The sequence below is a fragment of the Thalassotalea fusca genome, from assembly GCF_053485835.1.
In genome coordinates, this window is record NZ_JBQRUN010000004.1 from 106,775 (window position 1) to 128,955 (window position 22,181).

Consider the following 22,181-nt stretch of genomic DNA (forward strand, 5'->3'; position numbering starts at 1 on the left):
AAATCGACTCTTGAATACCAGTAGCCATTTAACTTACGTCTCAATTATCATAGATCCCTGCTTAGGGTCTGATCCTTTGATTTAATCAGTAAAACCTTTGATTTAAGCAGTAAGTACTCTACACAACATTGTTACACTACAAAGTCATTTGTTTGCCTACATTGCAACCTGTATTGTCTAGGTGAAACATCGAATTGTCGCTTGAATGCAGTCGAAAAGTTATTAGAATCTGAATAACCAACCTGCTCCGCGATTTCAATGATTGAAGTATGACTCTGGCTCAAGAAGTCAGCAGCGACTAACATACGCTGCTCACGTAGCCAGCTAATAATGGTTTGACCAAAACTGGTTTTAAATACACTCGTCAGCTTGGTTCTATTGGTTCCCATTTGTTTGGCCAGTCTGTCTAAGCTTATTTCTTGTGAAAGGTTTTCCAACAGATAACCTGCAGTCTTTTGTGCCAATGCATGTTCTTTGCTGTACGTAAGTAATTGGTCTTTCAGACCAAAGCCCCACTGTTTATCGATTTGAATTTTGTTCAAAGATTTAGGCTCACTCAGTAATTTGGAGCTAGTGTTTGTTTGTTCAGGTAATGTTTGATTGGATATCGACAACTGAAAATTCACTTGTTTTTTTAGTTGAATTAGCTGCACTTGCTGTGAAACACGTCTTTGTATTTCTGGAGTGATCATTGGAAACGTAAGATAGTCGGTAGCTCCTAGTTCTAAAACTCTTTGTTTGGAAAGTTTATCGTCTTTGACTAATGCTAGAATTGCAGGTGATTGTTCGTTAGTAAACCGCAAGTCTTTTACAATTGTTAGCGAAGAGTTAACTCTATTTAGGCAATTTACTATGACGACCGTTTCGATTTTTTGCTGTTTTAAAAAACTAAGCTTAGTTTTTAAATCGATAAGACTTACTCGCTCAATATTGTACGGTTTAAGTTGGTCTATATTAACTTGCGGTTCAAGTAATACCCGTGTAAATGAATGAGCGATTGGCAGTTCAAATTCCACTAGTAATAGTGTTTGGAAAAAGTTGTTTTTCATATCTAAGCGACCATGGGTTATTAGTCCCTTTAGCCTATTTGATACAAAACAATCAAAACTTTTCCGTTTACAAAGTATTACACAAGTGGATACAAGATGTATAATAAATGTAAATGCCTCACTGTGAGAATTATTGAAATTAACAAGTTCACCTAGCTGCAATTAAGCCAACTGGTTAGATTTGGATTAAATTATTCGCTGCTACTGAGCATATAACCTTTGCCACGACAAGTGATTATTTGCTCAGGTATACGGGCGCTGTCTTCTAACTTTCTTCGTAACCGCCCTACCAATACATCAATAGATCTACTAGATAAATTGATTGCTTTCTTTCCCAGTGACATAGCTAGTTCATCGCGACTAACTATCTTTCCTTGTCGCCCGATCAAGCTTAACAATATTTGTAGCTCTCCTTCAGTTAGCAATAGCTTTCTCTGTTCAAACAGTAATAAACGCGTTTCTGGATGCAACAAACAACGTCCAAATTGGATATAACTTTCTCTGTCAGGATTATAGGTTGTAAAACCTAACTTTCGTATTAAACTTTGGGTTCGTAATAACAGCTCTTCCGGATTCAATGGTTTGCAAACATAGTCATCAGCGCCTAGTTTTAGCCCTTTAATACGATCAGCTTCTTCGTTACGAACAGAAATCAATATTTTACCAAGGCCAGTAAACCCATGAAGTTTTTCTAAAATTTCGAGGCCACTACCATTAGGCAATTCAACATCACTAATGATTACGTCTAGTCGTGCTAATGGATCTACCATTTGCTTCTTAACCCAGTCGATCACGCCAATAGTGCTACTAAAATGACTAACGTGAAAGTTGTTTTGTTTAAAATAGCTAACCAAAAACTCTAACAGAACCTGATCATCTTCCACGATCACCACATGTGGCTGTTGTTCAGAGAACTGTAATATGTCATGGACACCTTGCTTACCGTGTGTGAAAAGTAGGTCCAACATGCTTTTTTAACTCCCTGTTCGCCATATTCCCGTAATATCTTTGCTTGCTCGTTAAATGCACTTTATAGTCGTTGAGCTGATGCAAACTCAATTCAATTAGCGCATCGAGCTGCTTCGAAACTTGATTGTCTACGACAAATTCTTGTCGTAGTCGTAGATCCGTTAGTTTTTCTAATTGACTACACGCGTCAGTTAATTGTTCAAAGCCAAGTTGTGCAGCTGTACCGGCACATTTGTGCAATGCTTCTCGTACTGTTCGTAGTTCGTTGCAATTTCGCGCTGTTAATACTTGTTGCCAAAATTGTTCAAGTTGCGGTTCCAATTGTTCAATCAGTTGTTGGAAAACAGCAGACTCTATTGTCTCAACTAAGCTTTCAAGTATTTTGGGGTTAAATACAGAAAGCTGACTATTGAAATACTGCATAAATTCAGCACTAGAATGTTTTTTTACTTCAGATTCATTAGCGTTAGCAAAACAATTAAGATTAGAAGTGTCGTACAGCCCTAGTGCCTGCTTTATCACAGATTGCAGTTGACTTAATTTGATTGGTTTAGTTGCACAATAATACATACCAGCTTGATGATACGTTTGTAGGTCGACTTTCGATACTCTTGCAGTCATTGCTACAATAGGTGTATCTTTGTTTAAGCTATTTCCATTTCTAACCAAATGACTCAATTCAATACCATTGCCATCTGGCAAATTAATATCAGTAAAAATTATGTCGAATTTAGTTTCACCTACTAAAGCAATAGCTTGAAGTATTTCACTAGCAAGTGTCACCTTATGCTTGTCTTGCGCTAGTAAATTAATGGCGACAAATTGAATAAGAGGCAGATCTTCAATAAGGAGTACGTTGAGCCCTGTAATTTCGGAGGTGTTTTGTATAGCTGAACTTGCGATCGACTCATTTAACCTTGCCAGCTCCGCATCACCATGCGGTAATGTCAATTGAAAATAAAAACAACTTCCAATATATAGTTCACTGCTAAATTGGAGGCTAGACCCCATCAATTTAAGTAATTTATCGGAGATTGCCAAACCTAAGCCAGAGCCCGGATATTGACAGGCTGAATTGGAAGCTTGACGAAAAGGTTCAAGAATATTCTCTTGTTCTTCAACTGGAATCCCTATACCTGTATCTCGCACACTAAATAACAAGCTATCGCTTGTCATTTCATTTTCGTTTCCACGGGTGGGTAAATTACGTTTGATCAATTCAACCTTTAATGTGACTTCTCCCTGATGAGTAAATTTGATTGCATTGCCAACCAAATTAAGGAGTATCTGGCGTAATTTATTGTTATCAAAAAAATAATACTGATTCAGCTTTTTGGAGGGTTCTATCAAAAGATTAATTGATTTGCTTTGAGCTAAAGGCTCAGTTAATAAGATAATCTCATTCAGACACTGGCTTAAGTCTGTATCCGACTCTTCTAGGGGAATGTCTGAATAATCTAATTTAGAATACTCAAGCACATTATTTGCTAACTCACTCAATAGCTCAGCAGAATGTACTATTGTCTGACAGTCATTTTGAATATCGGGCTCATTATGGCTTGCTTGCATTAGCTGAGCGATGCCCATAATACCATTTAACGGTGTTCTTATTTCATGGCTCATGGTTGCTAGAAAACGACTACGTTGTGCTACATGCTCTTTTGATTGTTGATGCAACTTCTTCAAACTATTCTCTTTTCTCTCATTGCATAGAATCGCAAAACTTACTAGCAGAACCATAGGCAAATAGATAGCATAAAATGCTAACAAAATATTAAGTAAGCTAGGTACAAACTGCGATTGAAGGGGCTCGGACAAGACGAGCAGAATCTGGTAGATATCTTTTGGAATAGTCGCCAATAAAACGAAACCCAAGAAAATACTGCCAGTTAAGACACGCTCAGACGCTGGTGAATTTATATAACCTTGTAATATAGTGATGAAACTCCAACCAAAAATACTAATGGAAGCTATACTCATCAAAGCCAAAGCAAAAGACTCATTCATCAGCCACATTTTAAACACTATCAACAATGTACTGAAACTAACCAGTAGCGAATAGAATATTATTTTATTGTAACGGTGAAATGAAAAAAACTGCCGCGTCCCTAACAGAATAAAAATATAACCAACTAAGGTACATTCTTTTACTAATAGTGAGAGCAAATCGGAATTGGCGTGACCCGCAAGGCTAAATACAGTCAACAAGACTAAGCAGGCTGAGAAACTTAACATGCCCATAAACCACGCAAAGCTTCCTGCAATTTTTATATTCAGATACCAGATAAAAAACATGATCACAGTGCAAAATAACATACTAAATACCGACATGATCCATAATGTCGGTATATCGAGTACATCCAACATGAATATCTCCAATTCAATGCTAAAATGAGAAGGATAGTTAAAAAAATCCATCCTAATATTGGCATCCAGTCTAAAACCATAAGCGCACAAACTAAATTAATTGAACTTGGAACGAAGCAATTTAAGAAGCGCCAAAGCTGGTAGCAATCATTATTTCGCTAGCCGATTAATAGGCTCACGCATCAAAAAAGCGCAAAGGCATAAACCATTTGCGCTTTTTTACTCCCAATAAACTGTGCGAGAATTAGTTCAAGCCTTTCTGCTCAAATACACTTGTTATTAATACCTGCGCATCGCTAATAATCTGTTGAAGATGTTGTTCGCTAATAAAGCTTTCAGCATATATCTTATAGATATCTTCAGTGCCAGAAGGACGTGCGGCAAACCAGCCATTTTCCGTTAACACTTTTACCCCACCAATGGCAGCATCATTGCCAGGTGCGCGCGATAACACTTGGTCAATTTTCTCACCTGCAAGTGTATCCATCGTGACATCAGCAATGGTCAGTGATTTTAATACTTCTTTTTGTGCAAAGTTAGCAGGCGCTTCTACTCGGCCATAAAATGGTTGTCCCAGTTGTTCAACCAAAGCTAGGTATAACTCGTATGGATCTTTACCAGTAACAGCGATCATTTCAGCCGCAAGAAGTGTCATCACAAAACCGTCTTTATCAGTTGTCCAACACGAACCGTCTTTGGCGATGAATGAAGCGCCAGCACTTTCTTCACCACCAAAGGCATAACTGCCATTACGTAGACCATCTACAAACCACTTAAAACCAACCGGCACTTCGGATACTGGACGGTCAATGAGTTTAGCTACTCGATCAATCAACGAGCTGGAAACCAGCGTTTTGCCAATTTTTTTGTCGGACGACCAATTGCGATGTGTCATCAAATAATGAATCGCAACCGCGAGATAATGATTTGGGTTCATCAACCCACCCGTTCGGGTTACTATACCGTGACGATCAAAGTCAGGGTCATTACCTACTGCCACATCAAAGTCATCTTTCATGGCGATCAAGCCAGCCATGGCATAGGGCGACGAACAATCCATGCGAATTTTGCCATCTTTATCAAGCGGCATAAATGCAAAACTACCGTCAACCACAGGATTAACTACGGTCAGTTTCAAGCCATACATATCAGCAATTACCGGCCAATACTCAATGCCAGACCCACCAAGTGGATCAACACCAATATTTACGCCTGCTTTAGCAATTGCTGCTAAGTCAATTACTTGTGATAACTCTTTGGCATAAAACGTTTTAAAATCTTGTTTGGTTAACAAAGATGAAACCATTGCTTGGCCTACAGTCACGCGTTTAACGTCTTTTAAACCATCTGCAATAATGGCATTGGCGCGCTGTTCAATAACACTGGTAACTTCGCCTTCAGCAGGTCCACCATGAGGCGGGTTATATTTAATCCCGCCATCCGTTGGTGGATTATGTGACGGGGTGATAATCAAACCGTCGGCACTTCTTGCCTGATGCCGTTTGTTATGAGCAATTATCAAACGCGACACAACAGGCGTTGGCGTAAAGCCTTCATCATCCTGTATGACCACAGCTACATTATTCGCAATAAGTACCGACAATGCGCTGGCAAAAGCAGGCTCCGATAACGCATGTGTGTCTTTACCTAAATACAGGGGGCCTTGGTGATTTTGTTGCTGCCGATATTCAGCAACGGCCTGACAAATTGCGACAATATGAACTTCGTTGAAACTCTTTTTACTGGCATTGCCACGATGACCAGAAGTTCCAAATGTGACTTTTTCAGTTGCTTGAGCTACGTTTGGCTGTAAATTGAAATAGTCACTCACTAGCCGACCAATATTAATTCTATCTTGTGGTCTTACGGGTTTTCCAGCGTGTTCATGTACTGTCATTGTCAGTCCTTGGTTGATTTACAGTAAATCGCGAATTTTTTCTATTTCAGCCTGCGAGTACCCTAAAATCTTAGCAGCTTCTGTCAGCATCATTTTTTTACGGGTAGTATTTGAATTAGTAATCACCCAGTAAGGGCTATCGGGGATTTGGCGCGGTTTAGTGCTGCTACCACTTTCAGCCAGTTTGTCTTCACTGTCAGCAAAGTACAATCTGTCACGACCTCGCACATCACACACCGCGTCAAAATCTTCACTGTGCACACGATGAAGCGCTGATAATATGATCAGGAATCTACCCACAGCGCCACGTTGCATCGCCAGTTCTTCTTTGTTAATCACATTGAATACTGATTTAGCCGTGTCACGCGCTTTCTGCTCTTTGGGCGCCTGTGTGTTTTCTTCTACTGTTGTTTCTTGCGTCGACGTTACTTTTAGTTCTTGTTCCGCTGTCGTTGCGGTGTCTTGATCTGATGCAGCATCGGGCAAGGTCAATAAGCGTCTAATAATAGAAGAGGCGCTTTCCCCTATGTATTGAGTTTTAGAAGCAATGTATTGATATAGTTCTTCGTCTATTTCGATGTTTTTCATTGATAACCTTGGAGATATTCAGATAACGGGCGTGATTATACTAACCTTGCCGTTAAGTCTCTAGCTAAGATTCAATTTAGTTTACATTTTTTCAAGCGAAACTTTTATGACAATTGCATCATACGGATAAAATCAGGACAATAGCCTCATTTAGCACTGTTTCTTATTTCTTATGGGTATTTTACATTATCAGCAACAAGGTCAAGGTGAAGACGTGGTATTAATTCACGGACTTTTTGGCAGTTTAGAAAACCTCAATATGGTTGCCAAAGGCCTTGCGCAACATTACCTTGTTACTAGCGTAGATGTACGCAACCATGGCCAATCATTTCACCAAGATTCAATGACATATAGCGAGTTAGCCAACGATGTATTAGAAACATTGGCGTCTCTTGGCATCACCAAATACGCATTGCTCGGTCATAGCATGGGTGGAAAGGTTGCAATGCAAATGGCACTAAACGAGCCCTCACCTATCAGCAAGTTGATTGTGGCTGACATTGCCCCTGTCGAATACCCACAGCATCACAATCAAATTATTGAAGGATTGCAGTCTATTGACCTGAGCATTGTAAAAAGTAGAAAAGATGCTGATGCACAGCTAGCAAAATATGTTGAAGAAGCAGGTGTACGCCAATTTCTGCTGCGTAATTTAGCACAAGAGAATGGTCGCTTTTATTTTCGTTGCGCATTAGATTTTATCGCAAGAAACTATCCTCAAATTGTCGTTGGATACGATGGTGATAATACCTTTGATAAACCAACCTTATTTGTTAAAGGTGGAAATTCAGACTACATTACCAGTGCACATCGAAGCAAAATCATGCAGCATTTTCCACAAAGCCAAGCCAAGATTATTCAAGGCGCGGGGCATTGGTTGCATGCGGAAAAAACGACTGCCTTCAATAAAATTGTCAGTGATTTTTTGCAAAAATAACGATAACTCAGCCCACAGAGATACCAGTAAAAAACACAGTAAACAAAATTTTACAGTAAAGGTGCTATACCGCAACCGCCCACTTGTTGCATATGCAACATTATAAGGGTTAAAATTTATGTGTTTCACGCATCGCTTGTGGTATAGTGCGCCCTGAAAATTTTAGGGTGGTATATGTTAGCGGAACATTTTGAATTAATAGAGGCCATTGGGCTAAATTTATTTTTTGCTTTCATCTTTGTTTTCATAGGGTTATCGATAAATGACGTTATGAAGAAAAATGATGTACCTAAAATGGGGCGATACGTTGTCTACTTCGTTTTATTTTTGGGATGCGCAGGCTTTGTTGCTAAAGGCGTGATCCAATTTGTGTGGGAAAGCCAGGGCGTAGGTTGATTTATGGCGAAAGAAGCAGCAGATGTCACAACGATTGATTTGTTCAGTGACGACAAACGCCCGGGTCGACCACGAACTAATCCGCACTCGCGCAGTGTTCAAGTTAAAATAAATAAACGCAACCAAGTAAAACGCGACCGCACTAACGGACTAAAGCGCGTTGAATTTAAGGTTCATTTGAGTTTATTTGAGCGGTTAGATGCCATGGCTAAAGACAAAGGCGTTAACCGAGGTGAGTTAATTGAGACTTTGCTAGTGAAAGCACTGGCAGACGAACAACAGTAAATTTTTTCAAAGTTAGAATTAAGGTTATTTTCGATGGCAATTGTAGGCTTATTCTTCGGAAGCGATACAGGTAACACCGAAGCAGTCAGTAAGATGATCCAGAAAAAGCTGGGTAAAAAAATGGTTGATGTGAAAGACATCGCCAAAAGCACGAAAGAAGAAATCGCTGAGTTTGATTTGATCATTCTTGGCATACCAACATGGTATTACGGTGAAAACCAATGCGATTGGGATGATTTCTTACCTGAACTTGAAGAAATTGATTTCAATGACAAGCTTGTTGCGATTTTCGGACTGGGTGACCAAGAAGATTACTCAGAATATTTCTGTGATGCAATGGAACCACTTCGTGATATCGTTGAATCACGCGGCGCGATTTTAGTCGGCCAGTGGTCAACTGACGGTTACGAATTTGAAGCTTCAAAAGCATTAATCGACGAAAACACGTTTATTGGCTTATGTATTGACGAAGATCGTCAACCTGAGCTAACCGAAGAGCGTGTTGATAAGTGGGTTAAACAAATCTACGATGAAATGTGTTTAGCAGAGCTTGAAGATTAATTTTTAATCTTTCAATAATCTTCTACAAACACTAAAGCGGCGTGTGATTTCTTTCAGAAATACGCGCCGTTTTTGTATCTTCGCTCGTTGCACGAGTACACGCTATTCTAATAAAATACTTCTACGTAAGACAGCTAACCCAATCATACTAAATAAGAACAAGCTCACTGATACGGGCTCTGAAATCGGGCAAGGTTGTTGGCCTGGCTCCCCACATTGTGGTGGAAGTATATCCTCTTCGATACCAGCATATCTCACATTGGGTTGTGAAAAATTGTAGAAGCCAAAAGAGCCGTTTTCAAAACTACCGTTTATATTAAACTGCTCAACACCATCTACTTCTACTTTAATATTCGATGCAGTAAAGCTAATTTCGAATAAATATTCTGTATTATCACTCCAGCCAGTATTACCCAACGTCGCCGCTCGCTCAATAAAGGAGACATTTCCAACGTGATCCCAAGCATCAGCGTTAGTGTCTACACCACTAGCGTCAATAGAACCAGTAACACGGGAAATGGACATACCTGCGTCCCACCCTCCTTGTGTTCCTTGTTTCCAGTCAACCAATATATAGTCCGTTGTCGCATTACTACCGAACAAATCATTATCATCATACCCAAGAACGAAACCGACAAAATCATCATCTCCCGTCGTTTCTACCTTGATAGAGCCTGAAAGTGACAGCCCTTGACTATCCATACCATTAAAAAATACTGTTGGTCGGCTATTTAAAGTTTGAAGTACTGAATTATTAGGCGCTCCGGGCAGTACCCAATTACCTGAACCATCTATAACCCAACTAGATAGATCAATTAATCCTGCATGAGCAGGAATTGAGATGATAAGAGCCAGAATTATTCCAATTAATTTGGAATACATATATTTCAAAGTAACAAGCATGATGATCTCCACATTGTGAATATCCTTGGCAGTACACAAGACAATCAATGTCCGCCATATTTGCGCTTGGACATTTGTGTGCGAAATTCATACAACACTGACATTATTCATACAAATCAGTGTTATAAATTTTGCGTTTCATATATGAAGTGTTCAATTGTAAAAATTACTGACACTATAAGCGGAATATCTGCAAAGATCTTATCAGAGGCTGAAATGAAAGCTGTTTTAAATTTGCCAACTTCAAGCTTCTAAGGCAAATTAGTATTATTCGATTCGTTCATCGCACATATCAATACGTGTATAACTGCCAATAAAGGGATTATATGAAACTCTCTGCACTGTGTTTGTCACTCGTTGCCGCATTACCGGTAGCCGCATCTAATATTACCATTCCAGCAAATGATATAGATGGTATATACAGCCTTTACCGTCATTTACACCAATCACCTGAGCTTTCTTATCATGAAGAAAAAACCGCTAAAGTATTAGCGGAGAAATTAGAGGCGTTAGGTTTTACCGTTACAACCAATATTGGCGGTCACGGTGTAGTTGGCCTTTTCAAAAATGGTGAAGGCCCAACAGTGATGATCAGAGCCGATACAGATGCTTTGCCAATAATTGAAGAAACTGGCGTTGAATACGCGTCAAAGGTCAAAGTAAAAGACAAGAATGGCAACATGGTCGGCGTAATGCATGGTTGTGGCCACGACATTCATATGTCGAGCATGATAGGTACCGCACAGCAACTCATGCGCAATAAAGATAAATGGCAAGGCACATTAATGATGGTGGCACAACCAGCTGAAGAAGTGGGCGCTGGTGCCAAACACATGCTTAAAGATGGCTTATTTTCAAAATTCGCCCTTCCTGACTATGTTGTGGGTTTACACGTAAGTGCATCGTTGCCCGCAGGTTCAGTGGGCTTAGTGTCAGGATACACATTAGCTAACGTAGATTCAGTCGATATCACAGTAAAAGGTAAAGGCGGTCATGGTGCTTACCCGCATACTACCGTAGATCCAGTAGTTCTTGCTTCGCGTTTAGTGTTGGCATTGCAAACAATTCCAAGCCGAGAAGTATCGCCATTGGAGCCTAATGTTATTACCGTAGGTTCAATTCATGGCGGCTCAAAGCATAATATTATTTCAAATGAAGTGAAGCTCCAATTAACGCTACGCTCTTATAATCCTGATGTACGTAACCAGCAAATTGCCACAATAAAAAGAATCGCTAATGGTATTGCCATGAGCGCAGGGTTACCTGAATCGTTATACCCAGAAGTTTTTGTACATGAAGAAGAGAGCATCCCGTCAACCTACAATAACCCTGAGCTTGTTACTCACGTAAAAGACAGCGTAGCGGCAGAGCTTGGACAAGATAAAATCGTGATGTCTGATCCGGTTATGGCCGGAGAAGATTTTGGTCTTTACGGTCGCACGCCAGAAAACGTACCTATAACGATTTTTTGGCTTGGTGGTGTAGCAGCAGATACGTATGAACAAAGCCAGAAAAGTGGTACACCACTGCCCTCTTTGCACTCAAGTAAGTTTGCACCTGACTATAAAGTCGCATTACCCACGGGTATTCGAGCAATGACCAAAACAGCAATGGATTTGTTTAACAAATAATAATCCCGCTCGATGGTCCGGTGAGGTAACTAAGAAAAGGTTGATTGTCAGACTTAACCCATTGGTATGGTCTGACAACCCTCAACACAACAGCCAATTTTCCGTACTCATACCGCATTTCAATTTAGGAGTATTTGGCTAACCTATTTATCTCAATACCGAACTAGACTAGTCTTAATCTAGATATGTATGAATAAATTAGGTAAAGATGTTTCAGCTTCTATTAGGTAAAAATACACTTAGCGGTATTGTAGTATTATTTAGCTGTCTTATGACAAGTGTTGCGTCAGCTAAAGAGCCCGTAAGAATTGCGACATTAGAATGGGCCCCTTTTATCAGCACCCAATTGCCCAACAATGGCTATACCGCAGAGGTGATTAAAGCCGCATTTGAGCATACAAACTACAACATTAATATTGAATTTGTTACTTTGGCTCGTGGCAGAAAGCTATTAGAACAAGGCTTAGTTGACGGTTATATTACCCCTTACAATAATATTAAAGAAGCTGAACACCACCTACTTTCGTTGCCGTTTCATGGTGACAGCATGGGATTACTAAAACCCAAATCGTTAAGCGTTCCCCCGCTTGAATCACTTTCTAATCAGTTTGATGATTTCCTCGAAAAGCTTGCTAATTATCGATTTGGCATTATCAAGGGCAGTATTATTTCTCCCCGCTTCAAAGCATTACCCGCTAGTAATGTCACACTTGCTACGAACGACCTAGAAAACATAGATAATCTAATGCAAGGAAAAGTCGACTTTATCGTTATTGGCAAGTATTCAGCAGCTGAAATTATTACTAATCAAAGACCACATTTAATTGGTAAGTTTGAATTCCTTCAATCTCGAGATTCCAACAAAGGATTTCGCATCGCATTTTCAGGAAAAAACCCGAACCATTTATTATTAAGAGACAGCTTCAACAATGGCCTTAAAGAAATTACACAAAATGGTATGCTCGAGAAATTAAATCAAAAACATGGCCTTTATCCATCAAAGCGTCATACAGATAATAAAACCTTAACCATAGGTACCGTTAACAACCATGATATGTTGATGTTAAAAACGCTAACATCTGCTTTTGAAAAAGCCCACACCGATATCATATTGGAATGGCGTATATATGATGAAAATACGCTTAGAAGACGAACGCTAAGTGATTTAGCCATTTCAGATGGGCAATTTGACATTGTCACTATTGGCCTACAAGAGTTACCTGTTTGGTCTAAAAACAAGTGGTTAGCCCCTATTAAGAATTTGCCAGATACTTACGAAGTTGACGATATTTTCTCACATTTGATCGCGGCTCATTCCTACAAGGACGAGCTGTACGCTTTACCCTTTTATGCTGAATCCTCAGTCACTTATTATAGAAAAGATCTATTTGCTAAAGCCAAACTCCTTATGCCTAAACAGCCTTCTTACAACGACATAATGAAGTTTGCTAAGGCTTTGCACCGCCCAAGAGATGGTACATATGGCGTATGCTTACGAGGGAAACCGGGCTGGGGAGAAAATATGGGACTATTTACCACCATGGTAAATGCGTATGGCGGAAAGTGGTTTGATAACAAGTGGCAGCCACAAATTAATACCAAGCCATGGCAAGAAGCATTAAAAAATTATACTTCATTGCTCACTAAGTACGGGCCACCAAAGCCTACTCTAAATGGCTATAACGAGAACCTACAACTATTTATACATGGTAAATGTGGTATTTGGATCGATGCGACTATCGCTTCAAGTAGCATATTTGATCCCGAGTTATCACACGTTAGTGATATCGTAGGTGTAGTAAAAGCGCCAATAGCAAAAAGTAAAACTGGCACCAATTGGCTGTGGGCCTGGTCGTTTGCTATTCCTGAATCTTCAAATAATAAACAAGCTGCACAGCAATTTATCACCTGGGCTACGTCTCACGATTATAATAACCTCGTTGCCAGTGAAAAAGGCATCAAGGCTATTCCACAAGGTACTAGACGATCTACATACGATAACAAAGCCTATCGCGCCAGCGTGCCATATTCTGATGTCATGTTCGATGCAATGCTAGAAGCCAGCAAGCAAATAGAGATTGATAATGACAAGCCATATAAGGGTATTCAATTTGTTGAAATTGATGAATTTCCGGCAATTGCCAATCAAGTTGGTTTATTGGTTTCAGAGGTCATTCAAGGGAAGATAAAACCCAATAACGCATTAAAAAAAGCACAAAACTATACTCAGTTACAAATGGCCTTATCTGGATACTATGAAGACAACGCTCAGTAGCGTATTCCCGTTAATGTGATACCGCTGCTTGGGGATATAACATTAGCAGGCGCTGAGGTCTAAACTGCTACAGCGCCTAACAATTGTGTTACCCCAAAAACTCTTAATTAACGGTGTTTTTTCTTCTTGCGGATATACAGTGTTCGATTAAGCGTGACGACCGTATCACCCTTTTCATCTACTACTCTCACAGGAAGAACAGGCAAGTACTTTTCCCCGCTTTCTGTGTGCTTTTTAATGTCGTTTATAAGTTCGTCAGTAATATGAAACTCTGCATGTACAACACCTTTGCCTGGCTTTACGTAATCAATATCAGCAAACTTATCCCAGACATAATAGTCTTTACCCAAGCGAGCCATTAATAACAGCATATAGAATGGGTCGGTCATAGCAAACAAGGAACCACCGAAGTGCGTGCCTACCGCATTTTTATTCCAAAAACGCATTCTAAGTTCTACGCGCGCATAGTCGAAGTTTTTGGTTAGCTTGGTAATATGAATGCCAGTTAGAAGAAAAGGTGGCCAATAATTCAGCAAGAATTTAAACAACCATGAATACTTGAACATTTGTACAACTCAATTAAATCAAAACAACTCATCGTACCAGATTGAATGACCGGTGAAAATGCTAAAGTTAATAATCATTTGCAATTACACCTTTTATCACGCTACATTACCCCCTATAATCTAGAACATATCAAATCGTATCGAGATAAAAGAAACATGCCCGATCAAAACGAAGAGCTGAAAAGAGCTGGTCTGAAAATAACATTACCTCGCGTTAAAATCTTAGCGATACTACAAAACCCTGAAAATCAACACATTAGCGCTGAAGATGTCTATAAAATTCTATTAGAACAACAAGAAGAAATCGGTCTGGCAACTGTTTACCGTGTACTGAACCAATTTGATGATGCGGGCATCGTGACTCGTCACCATTTTGAAGGTGGCAAATCAGTATTTGAACTGAGCCATAAAAAGCACCATGATCACTTAGTGTGCTTAAAGTGCGGCAAGGTAGTAGAGTTTGAAGACGACGTGATTGAAGATCGCCAAGAGTCAATCGCCAAGACACACAATATCAAACTAACTAACCACAGCTTATATCTTTACGGCGAGTGTGAAGACAAAGATGCTTGTGAAGAGTACCGCCAATCACATAGCTAATCGTTGATAGCAATAACTATTCATTAAGCCCTGCAATGCAGGGCTTTTTTTTCAGATGAAAATTCCGTTCATACTGAGCGTGTGGAACGAACTGTCGAAGAGCAATTAATCCCGTACGTCCTGAGTAGGAGGAACGACGTATCGAAGGGCGCACTCCGCACGAACGAAAATAAATCAGTCAGCAAGCAACTCGAACGAAAACAAATCCGTTAGCCGTTATTTAGCCATTTTATAAAATGATGATAACCATCATTACTGAAGCTTGCTGAACGTTTATTCATAAAACCATGAAGATAATCGCAGCCTATAACATCCACATTCGAAAATTGTTGTAATTGCTGAGTGAGTTTTCGCACGTCAAAATGTGGTTCATATTCAGGCATTACAATAGTGCTCTGGAAATCGGGTGCATGTGTGAGGTACTTTCTAATTTGCCCACCATAAAACAACACCGCGTTGTTAACAGAAAATGGTAACGTTTGCTTGCCCATCAACCAAATTGCGGATGCACCCACACTAAAGCCAACCAGATTAACTGGCTGCGCGTTTTGAACCTGAACCAACTCACTTTGTAGCGTGTGTTCAATAAAATGAATAACCTTGCGGGCGTATTCTTCAACACCAACGCGCGACATGAAATACGTATAAGCTTGTTGTTCATCTTCAAAAATGAGGTCTTTATCTTGATAGGGAGAGATTGAAATTACTCTCCCTGGCAGTTGCTCACACAAAGCAATAAATTCTGGCGTGATACCGTAAATTTCAGGTAATGCGAACGTTATCATCGGTGCTGAAACTGTTTATATTGCAGCGATTTTTTTACCATTGGCCATTCAGAGCAGATAATGGAAAATACAACCGTGTCGCGCAGCTGGCCGTCAGGATGTATTTTATGGTTGCGTAAAATACCGTCTTGCTTGGCACCAAGGCGCGCAATCGCATTACGAGAGGTTAAATTATGCCAATGGGTTCTAAATTCGACCGCGATGGCGTTTAACTTTTCAAACGCCAAGGTGAGTAATAGCAGTTTACATTCAGTGTTAACGCCTGTGCGTTGGAAACTCTTGGCATACCACGTGTAGCCGATTTCGACGCGTCGATTAGTCACGTCAGCATTACAAATTCGGGTCATACCGATAATGCGTTTGGCATGTTTGTGATAAACCACGTAAGGCAATGCGGTTTGTTGTTTGTACTGTTCAAAGGCGGTTTCAAGGTATTTATCAATTTTTAACTCATCGGGTACACTAGTAAACCATAACGACGAAAGTTCGCCATCTCTCGATGCTGCAAGTAGCTCCGCTCGATGTTTGGACTCAAGCGGCCTTAACGAGACAATCTCCCCTTCGAGCACTTGATAATTATTCAATAAATCCATAACTTACCCACCCCTTAAGTACAACAAATCTAAGTACGTAGCACGCGCAACGTAAAGTAAATTACTGCCAACGTAAGCACAATAAACACTACGCTTACGAGTGTTTTAAAAAAGTAAGAGACTCTGTATTTCAGGCGTTTCCACCAGCCTTTTTCAGGTAGCTTACCGATGTCACCCTGAAAAATATGGAGAAATGCTGATAACGTTAACGCCCATAAGAAAACTAAGAATGATGGTGTAAGCCAAATCGACTGCAGTTGTGAGTCTTGCAGTATAACCAGCAAATAGCCGATCGCTGCCAGCGCTAACACCGCTACAAACCGCGCAGGCCAACTTAACCATTGAAAAACGCCCGCAAGTCGATGCAAGTACATAATCACGTCAATATCCTTGTTTAAAACTAACCGCTTCAGGTATTTGGCCTGTTTGAAAATAACGCTCTAAATTACCCGCTACAATATCACATGCAGTTGCGCGATTGGTAGGCGCTGAAACGTGCGGGGTCACCGTTATTTTGGGATGGTGCCATAAAGTGCTCTGAGATGGCAATGGCTCCTGTTCGAAAACGTCCAGTACGGCATGTGAAAGTTGTTCATCATTCAACGCTTGCAATAAGTCAGCTGTAGATACTACAGCGCCACGCGCAAAATTAATAAGTGCTGCGCCCTTTTTCATTTGGCTTAAAGTAGTTTGATCAATCAGATGATAAGTCGCTTGGGTTAAGGGCAAAAGCACAACAACCGTATCGCTTGCTGACAATACTTGCTGTAATCCTTCATCGCCAAAGAAGCACTGTATGCCATCTATTTGTTTAGCAGTCCGGCTCCAGCCCAACACATTAACGCCTACTTTATTGAGTAGCACAGCACTTGCTTTTCCTAGCTCGCCTAGCCCTAAAATCGCGACTCGGTGCTGCGAAACTGGCGAACTCTCATGCTGTTGCCATAATGCCTGTCGCTGCTGCTCCCGATACAATGGAATGTGTCGGTGCAAGTACAAACACCAAGTCAGCACAGCTTCAGCCATGGTTGTCGCTAACATGGGATCAACTAAGCGTACAATTTTGAACTTTGGGTGTTCTAGTTGATTTACTAGACTGTCAACACCCGCCCACAAGCTATGTACCCACTTGAGAGAAGGATACTGCGATAGTTCATTCACCAGAGGATTGGCGACTACCGCACATTCGCATTGGGCAATTTGTTCATGTGACATGGTCTTAGGCAATACTACACGAAATGCTTTTAGCCGCATATTAAGCGCCTCACACCATCGTTCTTGCTCGTGAGCAGCAAGCTGACTAATGAATGGAATTACCCGCATATCACTAAAAGCTCTCTAACGTTACAGGCCTACTGGTGGTCTTTCCAAATTTGATTCGGTTTAAGCTTTAATACTTTACGTGTTGATGTATTTTCTTGCTTAGTTTGCTGTGCTTTTGGATTCACATAAACTTGTTTTGGCGTTGCCGCCTTTTTCTCATGCTTCGGTTTGTATTTAGGCTGAGCTGTTTTTTGGTTACCGCTATTACCTGTAGAAGGTCGATAAGTTAGCTGCAACGCCATTAAGAACTTGCGTAAAAATTGTGCTTTGCACTGACGAAAATGTTTGTGTTCTGGCTTACGGAAAAATGCCGAAAGTTCAGGTTTGCTAATAGTAAACTCAGCCTTTTTCAACAAGTTGATGATATCTTCTGCCTGAAGGTTAAATGCTATTTTTAGCTTCAACAAAACCAGGTTATTGTTAAGCGTTTTCTCTGCAACAGGAATAACATCATCTTTCTTGCCGCGCTTCTCAATAATTAAGCCATTTAAAAAGTGAGCTAAGTTCTCGTCGGTAATCGCTGCAAAGTTTTCATCTTCGTCTTTGAGTAACCATGATTGAATTTGTTCAAACGTGACCAAGCGCTCAACATGCGCAAAAATAGTCTGAATTTGTTTGTCTTTAAGGTTTAGCGTATAGCGAATACGGCGAATAACGTCGTTATTGGTCAAGTGTGGCTCCTAAAGCAGAATAACATGAGCAAAAATATGCCGCTTGCCAGATCCTTTTAGCATGCGTTGTAAAATTAATCGCCATTATACGCCGATATCAGCTCATTCGCTTCACTTTTATTGGTTTTAAGTCATAAAAATTAATCAACAATCGTTAAGTTTTTGCCACGGCTCTGCTATGATGTGCCCCTTTTATTTCAATGAAATAGACAGTCGATAGCGAAAAAATGAGTAAACGTCATCTTCTTTTCTCCCCTGTTCTTCCGCACAGTCGTGGCAAATCTCCTGACAAAAAGACTTGGCTGAATTTAATCAACTCCAGCGCTAGCGTTGCTTTAAGCTATGCAGCGCGACAAAGTGACCGTTTAACATTGGTGGTTACCAGCGATACGCCATCGGCTATTCGCATAGAACAAGAGCTATTAAGCCTCAATGCTGAACACCAAATCAGCGTGAGTTTATTTCCTGATTGGGAGACACTCCCATATGACTCATTCTCACCCCATCAGGATATTATTTCTCAACGGTTAACCACCCTTTATCAGTTGTCGCGCCAAGCTAGCGGCATTGTGATCGTGCCTGTAACTACACTGGCCCAACGATTGGCGCCACGTTCGTATATTGAAAGCAATAGCTTTGTGGTGAATAAAGGCGATAAGAAAGACCTACACCAGCTAAGAGTTGAGCTTGAAGCGAGTGGTTATCGTTACGTTGATCAGGTAATGGAACATGGTGAGTTTACCGCCAGAGGGTCGATTTTGGATCTGTACCCTATGGGCAGCCAAACACCTTATCGTTTAGATTTCTTTGATGACGAAATCGAAGAAATTCGCATTTTTGACACCGAAAACCAACGTTCCAGCGATAAAGTCGACAACATTCACTTGCTACCAGCACATGAGTTTCCAATGGACGAAACCGGCATTAATCTGTTTCGTCAACGTTATCGCGACACGTTCCAAAGCACGATTAACAAAGAGTCTATTTATCATCAAGTAAGCAACGGTATTATGCCTGCTGGCGTTGAATACTATCTGCCATTATTTTTCGAGCAAACAGCGACACTTTGTGACTATTTACCTGCAGACACTAATGTTATTTTACATGGTAATATCGACAAAGCGCTTGAGCAATATTGGCTAGATATTGATTACCGCTACGAAGATCGTCGCTACGATCCAACGCGCCCGCTTTTGCCGCCAAACGAATTATTTCTGAATATCGAAGCGCTTTACACAGCCATAAAACCATTTGACCGTGTCACCATCGACACTTCACAGAGTGTTATCAACGAAGCTGAAACGTCATCAGAGCGCGGCAAGATTGTTTATGACGTAGTACCATTACCATCTGTTGCTATTGATCAACAGCAAAAACAGCCTTTCGACCTACTCAATGTGTTCTTGAGCGACAACGATAGTCCGAAAAAAGTACTCTTTATCGCAGAAAGTGCTGGTCGACGCGAAACCTTACTTGAGTTACTTAAACGCAATGACATAACGCCCAAGGTATTTTCTAGTATCGAAGCCTTTATCGAGGCAGATGACAACTATGGTGTTACCGTCAATGCCTTAACCACCGGCTTTATTTTTCAAAGTAAGGGCACCGCTCAAAAAAATCGCATCGCACTGATAACTGAAACTGAGCTACTCGGTGATCGCGTCAAACAAACACGCCGTCGCCATAAACAAAAAGATGTGCAGACAGACGCCATCTTTAAAAACTTAGCAGAATTGTCTATTGGGCAACCTGTGGTCCATATCGAACATGGCATAGGTCGGTATTTGGGACTACAAACCATTGAAACTGGCGGGATTACTACCGAATTTTTAACCCTTAGTTATGCAGGCGATGCCAAACTGTACGTGCCAGTTGCCTCTTTGCATTTAATCAGCCGTTATTCTGGTAACGATCCTGAACACGCTCCGTTACACAAGTTAGGTAACGACACTTGGAGTAAGGCTAAGCAGAAAGCCGCTGAAAAAGTACGTGACGTTGCAGCAGAATTACTAGATGTTTACGCCAATCGAGCGGCGAATAAAGGATACAGTTTTAAGCGTGATAAAGAAGAATATCGTGCCTTTGCCGCGAGTTTCGGCTTTGAAGAAACGTTAGATCAAGAGCAAGCGATCAACGCCGTCGTGTCAGATATGTTATCTGATAAGACCATGGATCGCTTAGTATGTGGTGATGTTGGCTTTGGTAAAACCGAAGTGGCCATGCGTGCGGCGTTTATCGCTGTCAATGACGGAAAGCAGGTAGCGATGTTAGTGCCAACCACCCTACTTGCCCAACAACACTATGAAAACTTTAAAGATCGTTTTGCCAACCTACCCGTATCTATTGAGGTGTTGTCACGCTTTAAAACCGCCAAACAACAAAACGAAATAGTCGCCAAAGTAGAATCAGGACAAATTGATATACTTATTGGCACGCACAAATTATTGCAAAACACGATCAAATATAAGTCACTTGGGTTGTTGATCGTAGATGAAGAGCATCGATTTGGTGTTAAGCAAAAAGAGAAAATCAAGCAACTGCGCAGTAATGTCGATATTCTCACACTCACTGCAACGCCAATTCCGCGCACATTAAATATGGCGATGGGCGGCATGCGAGATTTGTCAATCATTGCTACGCCACCAGCCAAACGGTTAGCGGTAAAAACCTTTGTAAGACAACGTGATGAAAAACTTATCCGCGAGTCAATTCTTCGTGAAATATTGCGTGGTGGACAAGTGTATTTCCTGCACAATAATGTAGATACCATCGAACGTACTGCACAAGAAATACAAGCTTTATTGCCGGAAGCGAAAGTAACTACAGCACATGGACAAATGCGCGAGCGTGAACTCGAACGCATCATGAGTGATTTTTATCACCAACGCTTTAATGTACTGGTTTGTACCACGATTATCGAAACCGGTATCGATGTACCAAGTGCCAACACTATTATCATGGACCGCGCTGATCACTTGGGTCTTGCCCAACTTCATCAATTACGCGGACGTGTAGGTCGTTCGCATCATCAGGCATATGCATATTTACTCACGCCACATGAAAAACTCATCACTAAAGATGCGAAAAAACGTTTAGAAGCCATCGCATCATTGGAAGACTTAGGCGCTGGCTTTACCTTAGCTACGCATGACTTAGAAATTCGTGGCGCGGGAGAATTACTGGGTGAAGAACAGAGCGGCTCGATGAGTCAGGTAGGTTTTAGCTTGTACATGGAAATGCTTGATAACGCCGTACAAGCCCTTAAAGAAGGGAAAACTCCTTCACTGGATCAGGTAACGGCAAAACAAACGGAAGTCGATTTACGCATTCCTGCGCTACTGCCTGAAGACTACATTTTTGATGTTAGCTTGCGTTTAAGTTTGTATAAACGCATCGCCAGCAGTAATTCAAATGAAGAGTTAGACGACATACAGGTAGAACTCATCGACCGATTTGGTTTATTGCCACAGGCGACCAAAAACTTAGTGCAGATCGCCAAGTTGAAATTGAAAGCACAGAAGCTTGGTATATCCCGAATTGATATGGGACCACAAGGTGGTTCGCTGGAGTTTAGCAACGATACAAAAATTGACCCGATGTTCATTATCGGCCTAATTCAACAGCAACCAAGTGTGTTTAAAATGGAAGGAGCTAACAAACTTAAGCTCAATAAAAAAACCGCTGATGCACAATCTAGGTTTACACTGGTCACACAAATACTGAATGACTTAAGTAAAAAAACGAAATAATCTGAATGACTGAATAGAAAAGTAGTTGCTTGATAA

At 40.7% G+C, this 22,181-nt stretch carries 20 protein-coding genes; 8 read left to right on the forward strand and 12 right to left on the reverse strand.

What is annotated here, in order from left to right; genetic code table 11:
* Positions 1–131: 131 nt before the first annotated feature.
* The 5 genes from ACSLUK_RS06565 to seqA form a co-directional block, all read right to left on the reverse strand.
* Positions 132–1,049 (reverse strand): helix-turn-helix transcriptional regulator, encoded by a 918-nt coding sequence (locus ACSLUK_RS06565; protein ID WP_448547742.1) that lies wholly within the window; start codon positions 1,047–1,049, stop codon positions 132–134.
* 191 nt (positions 1,050–1,240) lie between these two features.
* Complete coding sequence (locus ACSLUK_RS06570; RefSeq protein WP_448547743.1) at positions 1,241–2,017, reverse strand: response regulator transcription factor; 777 nt, start codon at positions 2,015–2,017, stop codon at positions 1,241–1,243.
* A complete protein-coding gene (locus ACSLUK_RS06575; RefSeq protein WP_448547745.1) occupies positions 1,989–4,385 on the reverse strand; it encodes an ATP-binding protein in 2,397 nt (798 codons plus the stop codon). Before ACSLUK_RS06575 ends, ACSLUK_RS06570 begins: the two co-directional genes overlap by 29 nt.
* Positions 4,386–4,629: 244 nt before the next feature.
* Complete coding sequence (pgm, locus tag ACSLUK_RS06580) at positions 4,630–6,282, reverse strand: phosphoglucomutase (alpha-D-glucose-1,6-bisphosphate-dependent) (RefSeq protein WP_448547746.1); 1,653 nt, start codon at positions 6,280–6,282, stop codon at positions 4,630–4,632.
* Positions 6,283–6,300: 18 nt separating this feature from the next.
* Entirely contained in the window at positions 6,301–6,870 is a 570-nt protein-coding gene (gene seqA / locus ACSLUK_RS06585; protein WP_448547747.1) for a replication initiation negative regulator SeqA, read from the reverse strand.
* A 172-nt stretch (positions 6,871–7,042) separates the two neighbouring features.
* Here seqA and ACSLUK_RS06590 point away from each other — a divergent pair, with 172 nt between their 5' ends.
* The 4 genes from ACSLUK_RS06590 (at position 7,043) to fldA (ending at position 9,049) form a co-directional block, all read left to right on the forward strand.
* Positions 7,043–7,807 carry an alpha/beta fold hydrolase gene (locus ACSLUK_RS06590; RefSeq protein ID WP_448547748.1) on the forward strand — a complete coding sequence of 255 codons (765 nt, stop codon included), beginning with the start codon at positions 7,043–7,045 and terminating at the stop codon, positions 7,805–7,807.
* Positions 7,808–7,981: 174 nt separating this feature from the next.
* Complete coding sequence (locus ACSLUK_RS06595; RefSeq protein WP_448547749.1) at positions 7,982–8,203, forward strand: DUF2788 domain-containing protein; 222 nt, start codon at positions 7,982–7,984, stop codon at positions 8,201–8,203.
* A gap of 3 nt (positions 8,204–8,206) precedes the next feature.
* Positions 8,207–8,488 carry a LexA regulated protein gene (gene ybfE / locus ACSLUK_RS06600; protein WP_448547750.1) on the forward strand — a complete coding sequence of 94 codons (282 nt, stop codon included), beginning with the start codon at positions 8,207–8,209 and terminating at the stop codon, positions 8,486–8,488.
* Between the two features lie 33 nt (positions 8,489–8,521).
* Entirely contained in the window at positions 8,522–9,049 is a 528-nt protein-coding gene (gene fldA, locus ACSLUK_RS06605; protein ID WP_448547751.1) for a flavodoxin FldA, read from the forward strand.
* Between the two features lie 102 nt (positions 9,050–9,151).
* On the opposite strand, the gene ACSLUK_RS06610 is transcribed toward fldA, so the two are convergent.
* Positions 9,152–9,931 (reverse strand): hypothetical protein, encoded by a 780-nt coding sequence (locus ACSLUK_RS06610; RefSeq protein WP_448547752.1) that lies wholly within the window; start codon positions 9,929–9,931, stop codon positions 9,152–9,154.
* A 347-nt stretch (positions 9,932–10,278) separates the two neighbouring features.
* On the opposite strand from ACSLUK_RS06610, the gene ACSLUK_RS06615 reads away from it, so the two are divergent.
* Together ACSLUK_RS06615 and ACSLUK_RS06620 are read left to right on the forward strand one after the other, a co-directional pair.
* Positions 10,279–11,583 (forward strand): M20 metallopeptidase family protein, encoded by a 1,305-nt coding sequence (locus ACSLUK_RS06615; RefSeq protein ID WP_448547753.1) that lies wholly within the window; start codon positions 10,279–10,281, stop codon positions 11,581–11,583.
* A gap of 271 nt (positions 11,584–11,854) precedes the next feature.
* On the forward strand, positions 11,855–13,858 hold the full coding sequence (locus tag ACSLUK_RS06620) for an extracellular solute-binding protein (protein WP_448547754.1): 2,004 nt from the start codon (positions 11,855–11,857) through the stop codon (positions 13,856–13,858).
* 107 nt (positions 13,859–13,965) lie between these two features.
* Here ACSLUK_RS06620 and ACSLUK_RS06625 read toward each other — a convergent pair whose 3' ends face one another.
* Positions 13,966–14,424 carry a DUF4442 domain-containing protein gene (locus ACSLUK_RS06625; protein WP_448547755.1) on the reverse strand — a complete coding sequence of 153 codons (459 nt, stop codon included), beginning with the start codon at positions 14,422–14,424 and terminating at the stop codon, positions 13,966–13,968.
* Between the two features lie 156 nt (positions 14,425–14,580).
* Between ACSLUK_RS06625 and fur the strand changes: the two genes are divergently transcribed.
* Positions 14,581–15,024, forward strand: a complete 444-nt coding sequence (gene fur, locus ACSLUK_RS06630; RefSeq protein ID WP_448547962.1) for a ferric iron uptake transcriptional regulator — start codon at positions 14,581–14,583, stop codon at positions 15,022–15,024.
* Positions 15,025–15,233: 209 nt separating this feature from the next.
* On the opposite strand, the gene ACSLUK_RS06635 is transcribed toward fur, so the two are convergent.
* From ACSLUK_RS06635 to ACSLUK_RS06655, 5 genes are read right to left on the reverse strand one after another with little or no spacing between them, the layout of a single operon-like run.
* On the reverse strand, positions 15,234–15,809 hold the full coding sequence (locus ACSLUK_RS06635) for a dienelactone hydrolase family protein (RefSeq protein ID WP_448547756.1): 576 nt from the start codon (positions 15,807–15,809) through the stop codon (positions 15,234–15,236).
* Positions 15,806–16,402, reverse strand: coding sequence for a GNAT family N-acetyltransferase (locus ACSLUK_RS06640; protein ID WP_448547757.1), 597 nt, complete (start codon positions 16,400–16,402; stop codon positions 15,806–15,808). Before ACSLUK_RS06640 ends, ACSLUK_RS06635 begins: the two co-directional genes overlap by 4 nt.
* A 29-nt stretch (positions 16,403–16,431) precedes the next feature.
* Entirely contained in the window at positions 16,432–16,782 is a 351-nt protein-coding gene (locus ACSLUK_RS06645; protein ID WP_448547758.1) for a hypothetical protein, read from the reverse strand.
* Between the two features lies 1 nt (position 16,783).
* A complete protein-coding gene (locus ACSLUK_RS06650; RefSeq protein WP_448547759.1) occupies positions 16,784–17,725 on the reverse strand; it encodes a 2-hydroxyacid dehydrogenase in 942 nt (313 codons plus the stop codon).
* 29 nt (positions 17,726–17,754) lie between these two features.
* Positions 17,755–18,396: a YehS family protein gene (locus ACSLUK_RS06655; protein WP_448547760.1), complete on the reverse strand. Its 642-nt coding sequence runs from the start codon at positions 18,394–18,396 to the stop codon at positions 17,755–17,757.
* Positions 18,397–18,623: 227 nt separating this feature from the next.
* Here ACSLUK_RS06655 and mfd point away from each other — a divergent pair, with 227 nt between their 5' ends.
* The gene (gene mfd, locus ACSLUK_RS06660; RefSeq protein WP_448547761.1) at positions 18,624–22,145 is read left to right on the forward strand and encodes a transcription-repair coupling factor; all 3,522 of its coding nucleotides are present in this window, start codon (positions 18,624–18,626) and stop codon (positions 22,143–22,145) included.
* The last annotated feature ends 36 nt before the right edge of the window (positions 22,146–22,181 follow it).

Excerpts from the sequence above, each read along its gene's own strand:
- ACSLUK_RS06565 (WP_448547742.1), bottom strand. The coding sequence starts at position 1,049 with ATGAAAAACAACTTTTTCCAAACACTATTACTAGTGGAATTTGAACTG.
- ACSLUK_RS06570 (WP_448547743.1), bottom strand. The coding sequence starts at position 2,017 with ATGTTGGACCTACTTTTCACACACGGTAAGCAAGGTGTCCATGACATA.
- ACSLUK_RS06575 (WP_448547745.1), bottom strand. The coding sequence starts at position 4,385 with ATGTTGGATGTACTCGATATACCGACATTATGGATCATGTCGGTATTT.
- pgm (WP_448547746.1), bottom strand. The coding sequence starts at position 6,282 with ATGACAGTACATGAACACGCTGGAAAACCCGTAAGACCACAAGATAGA.
- seqA (WP_448547747.1), bottom strand. The coding sequence starts at position 6,870 with ATGAAAAACATCGAAATAGACGAAGAACTATATCAATACATTGCTTCT.
- ACSLUK_RS06590 (WP_448547748.1), top strand. The coding sequence starts at position 7,043 with ATGGGTATTTTACATTATCAGCAACAAGGTCAAGGTGAAGACGTGGTA.
- ACSLUK_RS06595 (WP_448547749.1), top strand. The coding sequence starts at position 7,982 with ATGTTAGCGGAACATTTTGAATTAATAGAGGCCATTGGGCTAAATTTA.
- ybfE (WP_448547750.1), top strand. The coding sequence starts at position 8,207 with ATGGCGAAAGAAGCAGCAGATGTCACAACGATTGATTTGTTCAGTGAC.
- fldA (WP_448547751.1), top strand. The coding sequence starts at position 8,522 with ATGGCAATTGTAGGCTTATTCTTCGGAAGCGATACAGGTAACACCGAA.
- ACSLUK_RS06610 (WP_448547752.1), bottom strand. The coding sequence starts at position 9,931 with ATGTATTCCAAATTAATTGGAATAATTCTGGCTCTTATCATCTCAATT.
- ACSLUK_RS06615 (WP_448547753.1), top strand. The coding sequence starts at position 10,279 with ATGAAACTCTCTGCACTGTGTTTGTCACTCGTTGCCGCATTACCGGTA.
- ACSLUK_RS06620 (WP_448547754.1), top strand. The coding sequence starts at position 11,855 with ATGACAAGTGTTGCGTCAGCTAAAGAGCCCGTAAGAATTGCGACATTA.
- ACSLUK_RS06625 (WP_448547755.1), bottom strand. The coding sequence starts at position 14,424 with ATGTTCAAGTATTCATGGTTGTTTAAATTCTTGCTGAATTATTGGCCA.
- fur (WP_448547962.1), top strand. The coding sequence starts at position 14,581 with ATGCCCGATCAAAACGAAGAGCTGAAAAGAGCTGGTCTGAAAATAACA.
- ACSLUK_RS06635 (WP_448547756.1), bottom strand. The coding sequence starts at position 15,809 with ATGATAACGTTCGCATTACCTGAAATTTACGGTATCACGCCAGAATTT.
- ACSLUK_RS06640 (WP_448547757.1), bottom strand. The coding sequence starts at position 16,402 with ATGGATTTATTGAATAATTATCAAGTGCTCGAAGGGGAGATTGTCTCG.
- ACSLUK_RS06650 (WP_448547759.1), bottom strand. The coding sequence starts at position 17,725 with ATGCGGGTAATTCCATTCATTAGTCAGCTTGCTGCTCACGAGCAAGAA.
- mfd (WP_448547761.1), top strand. The coding sequence starts at position 18,624 with ATGAGTAAACGTCATCTTCTTTTCTCCCCTGTTCTTCCGCACAGTCGT.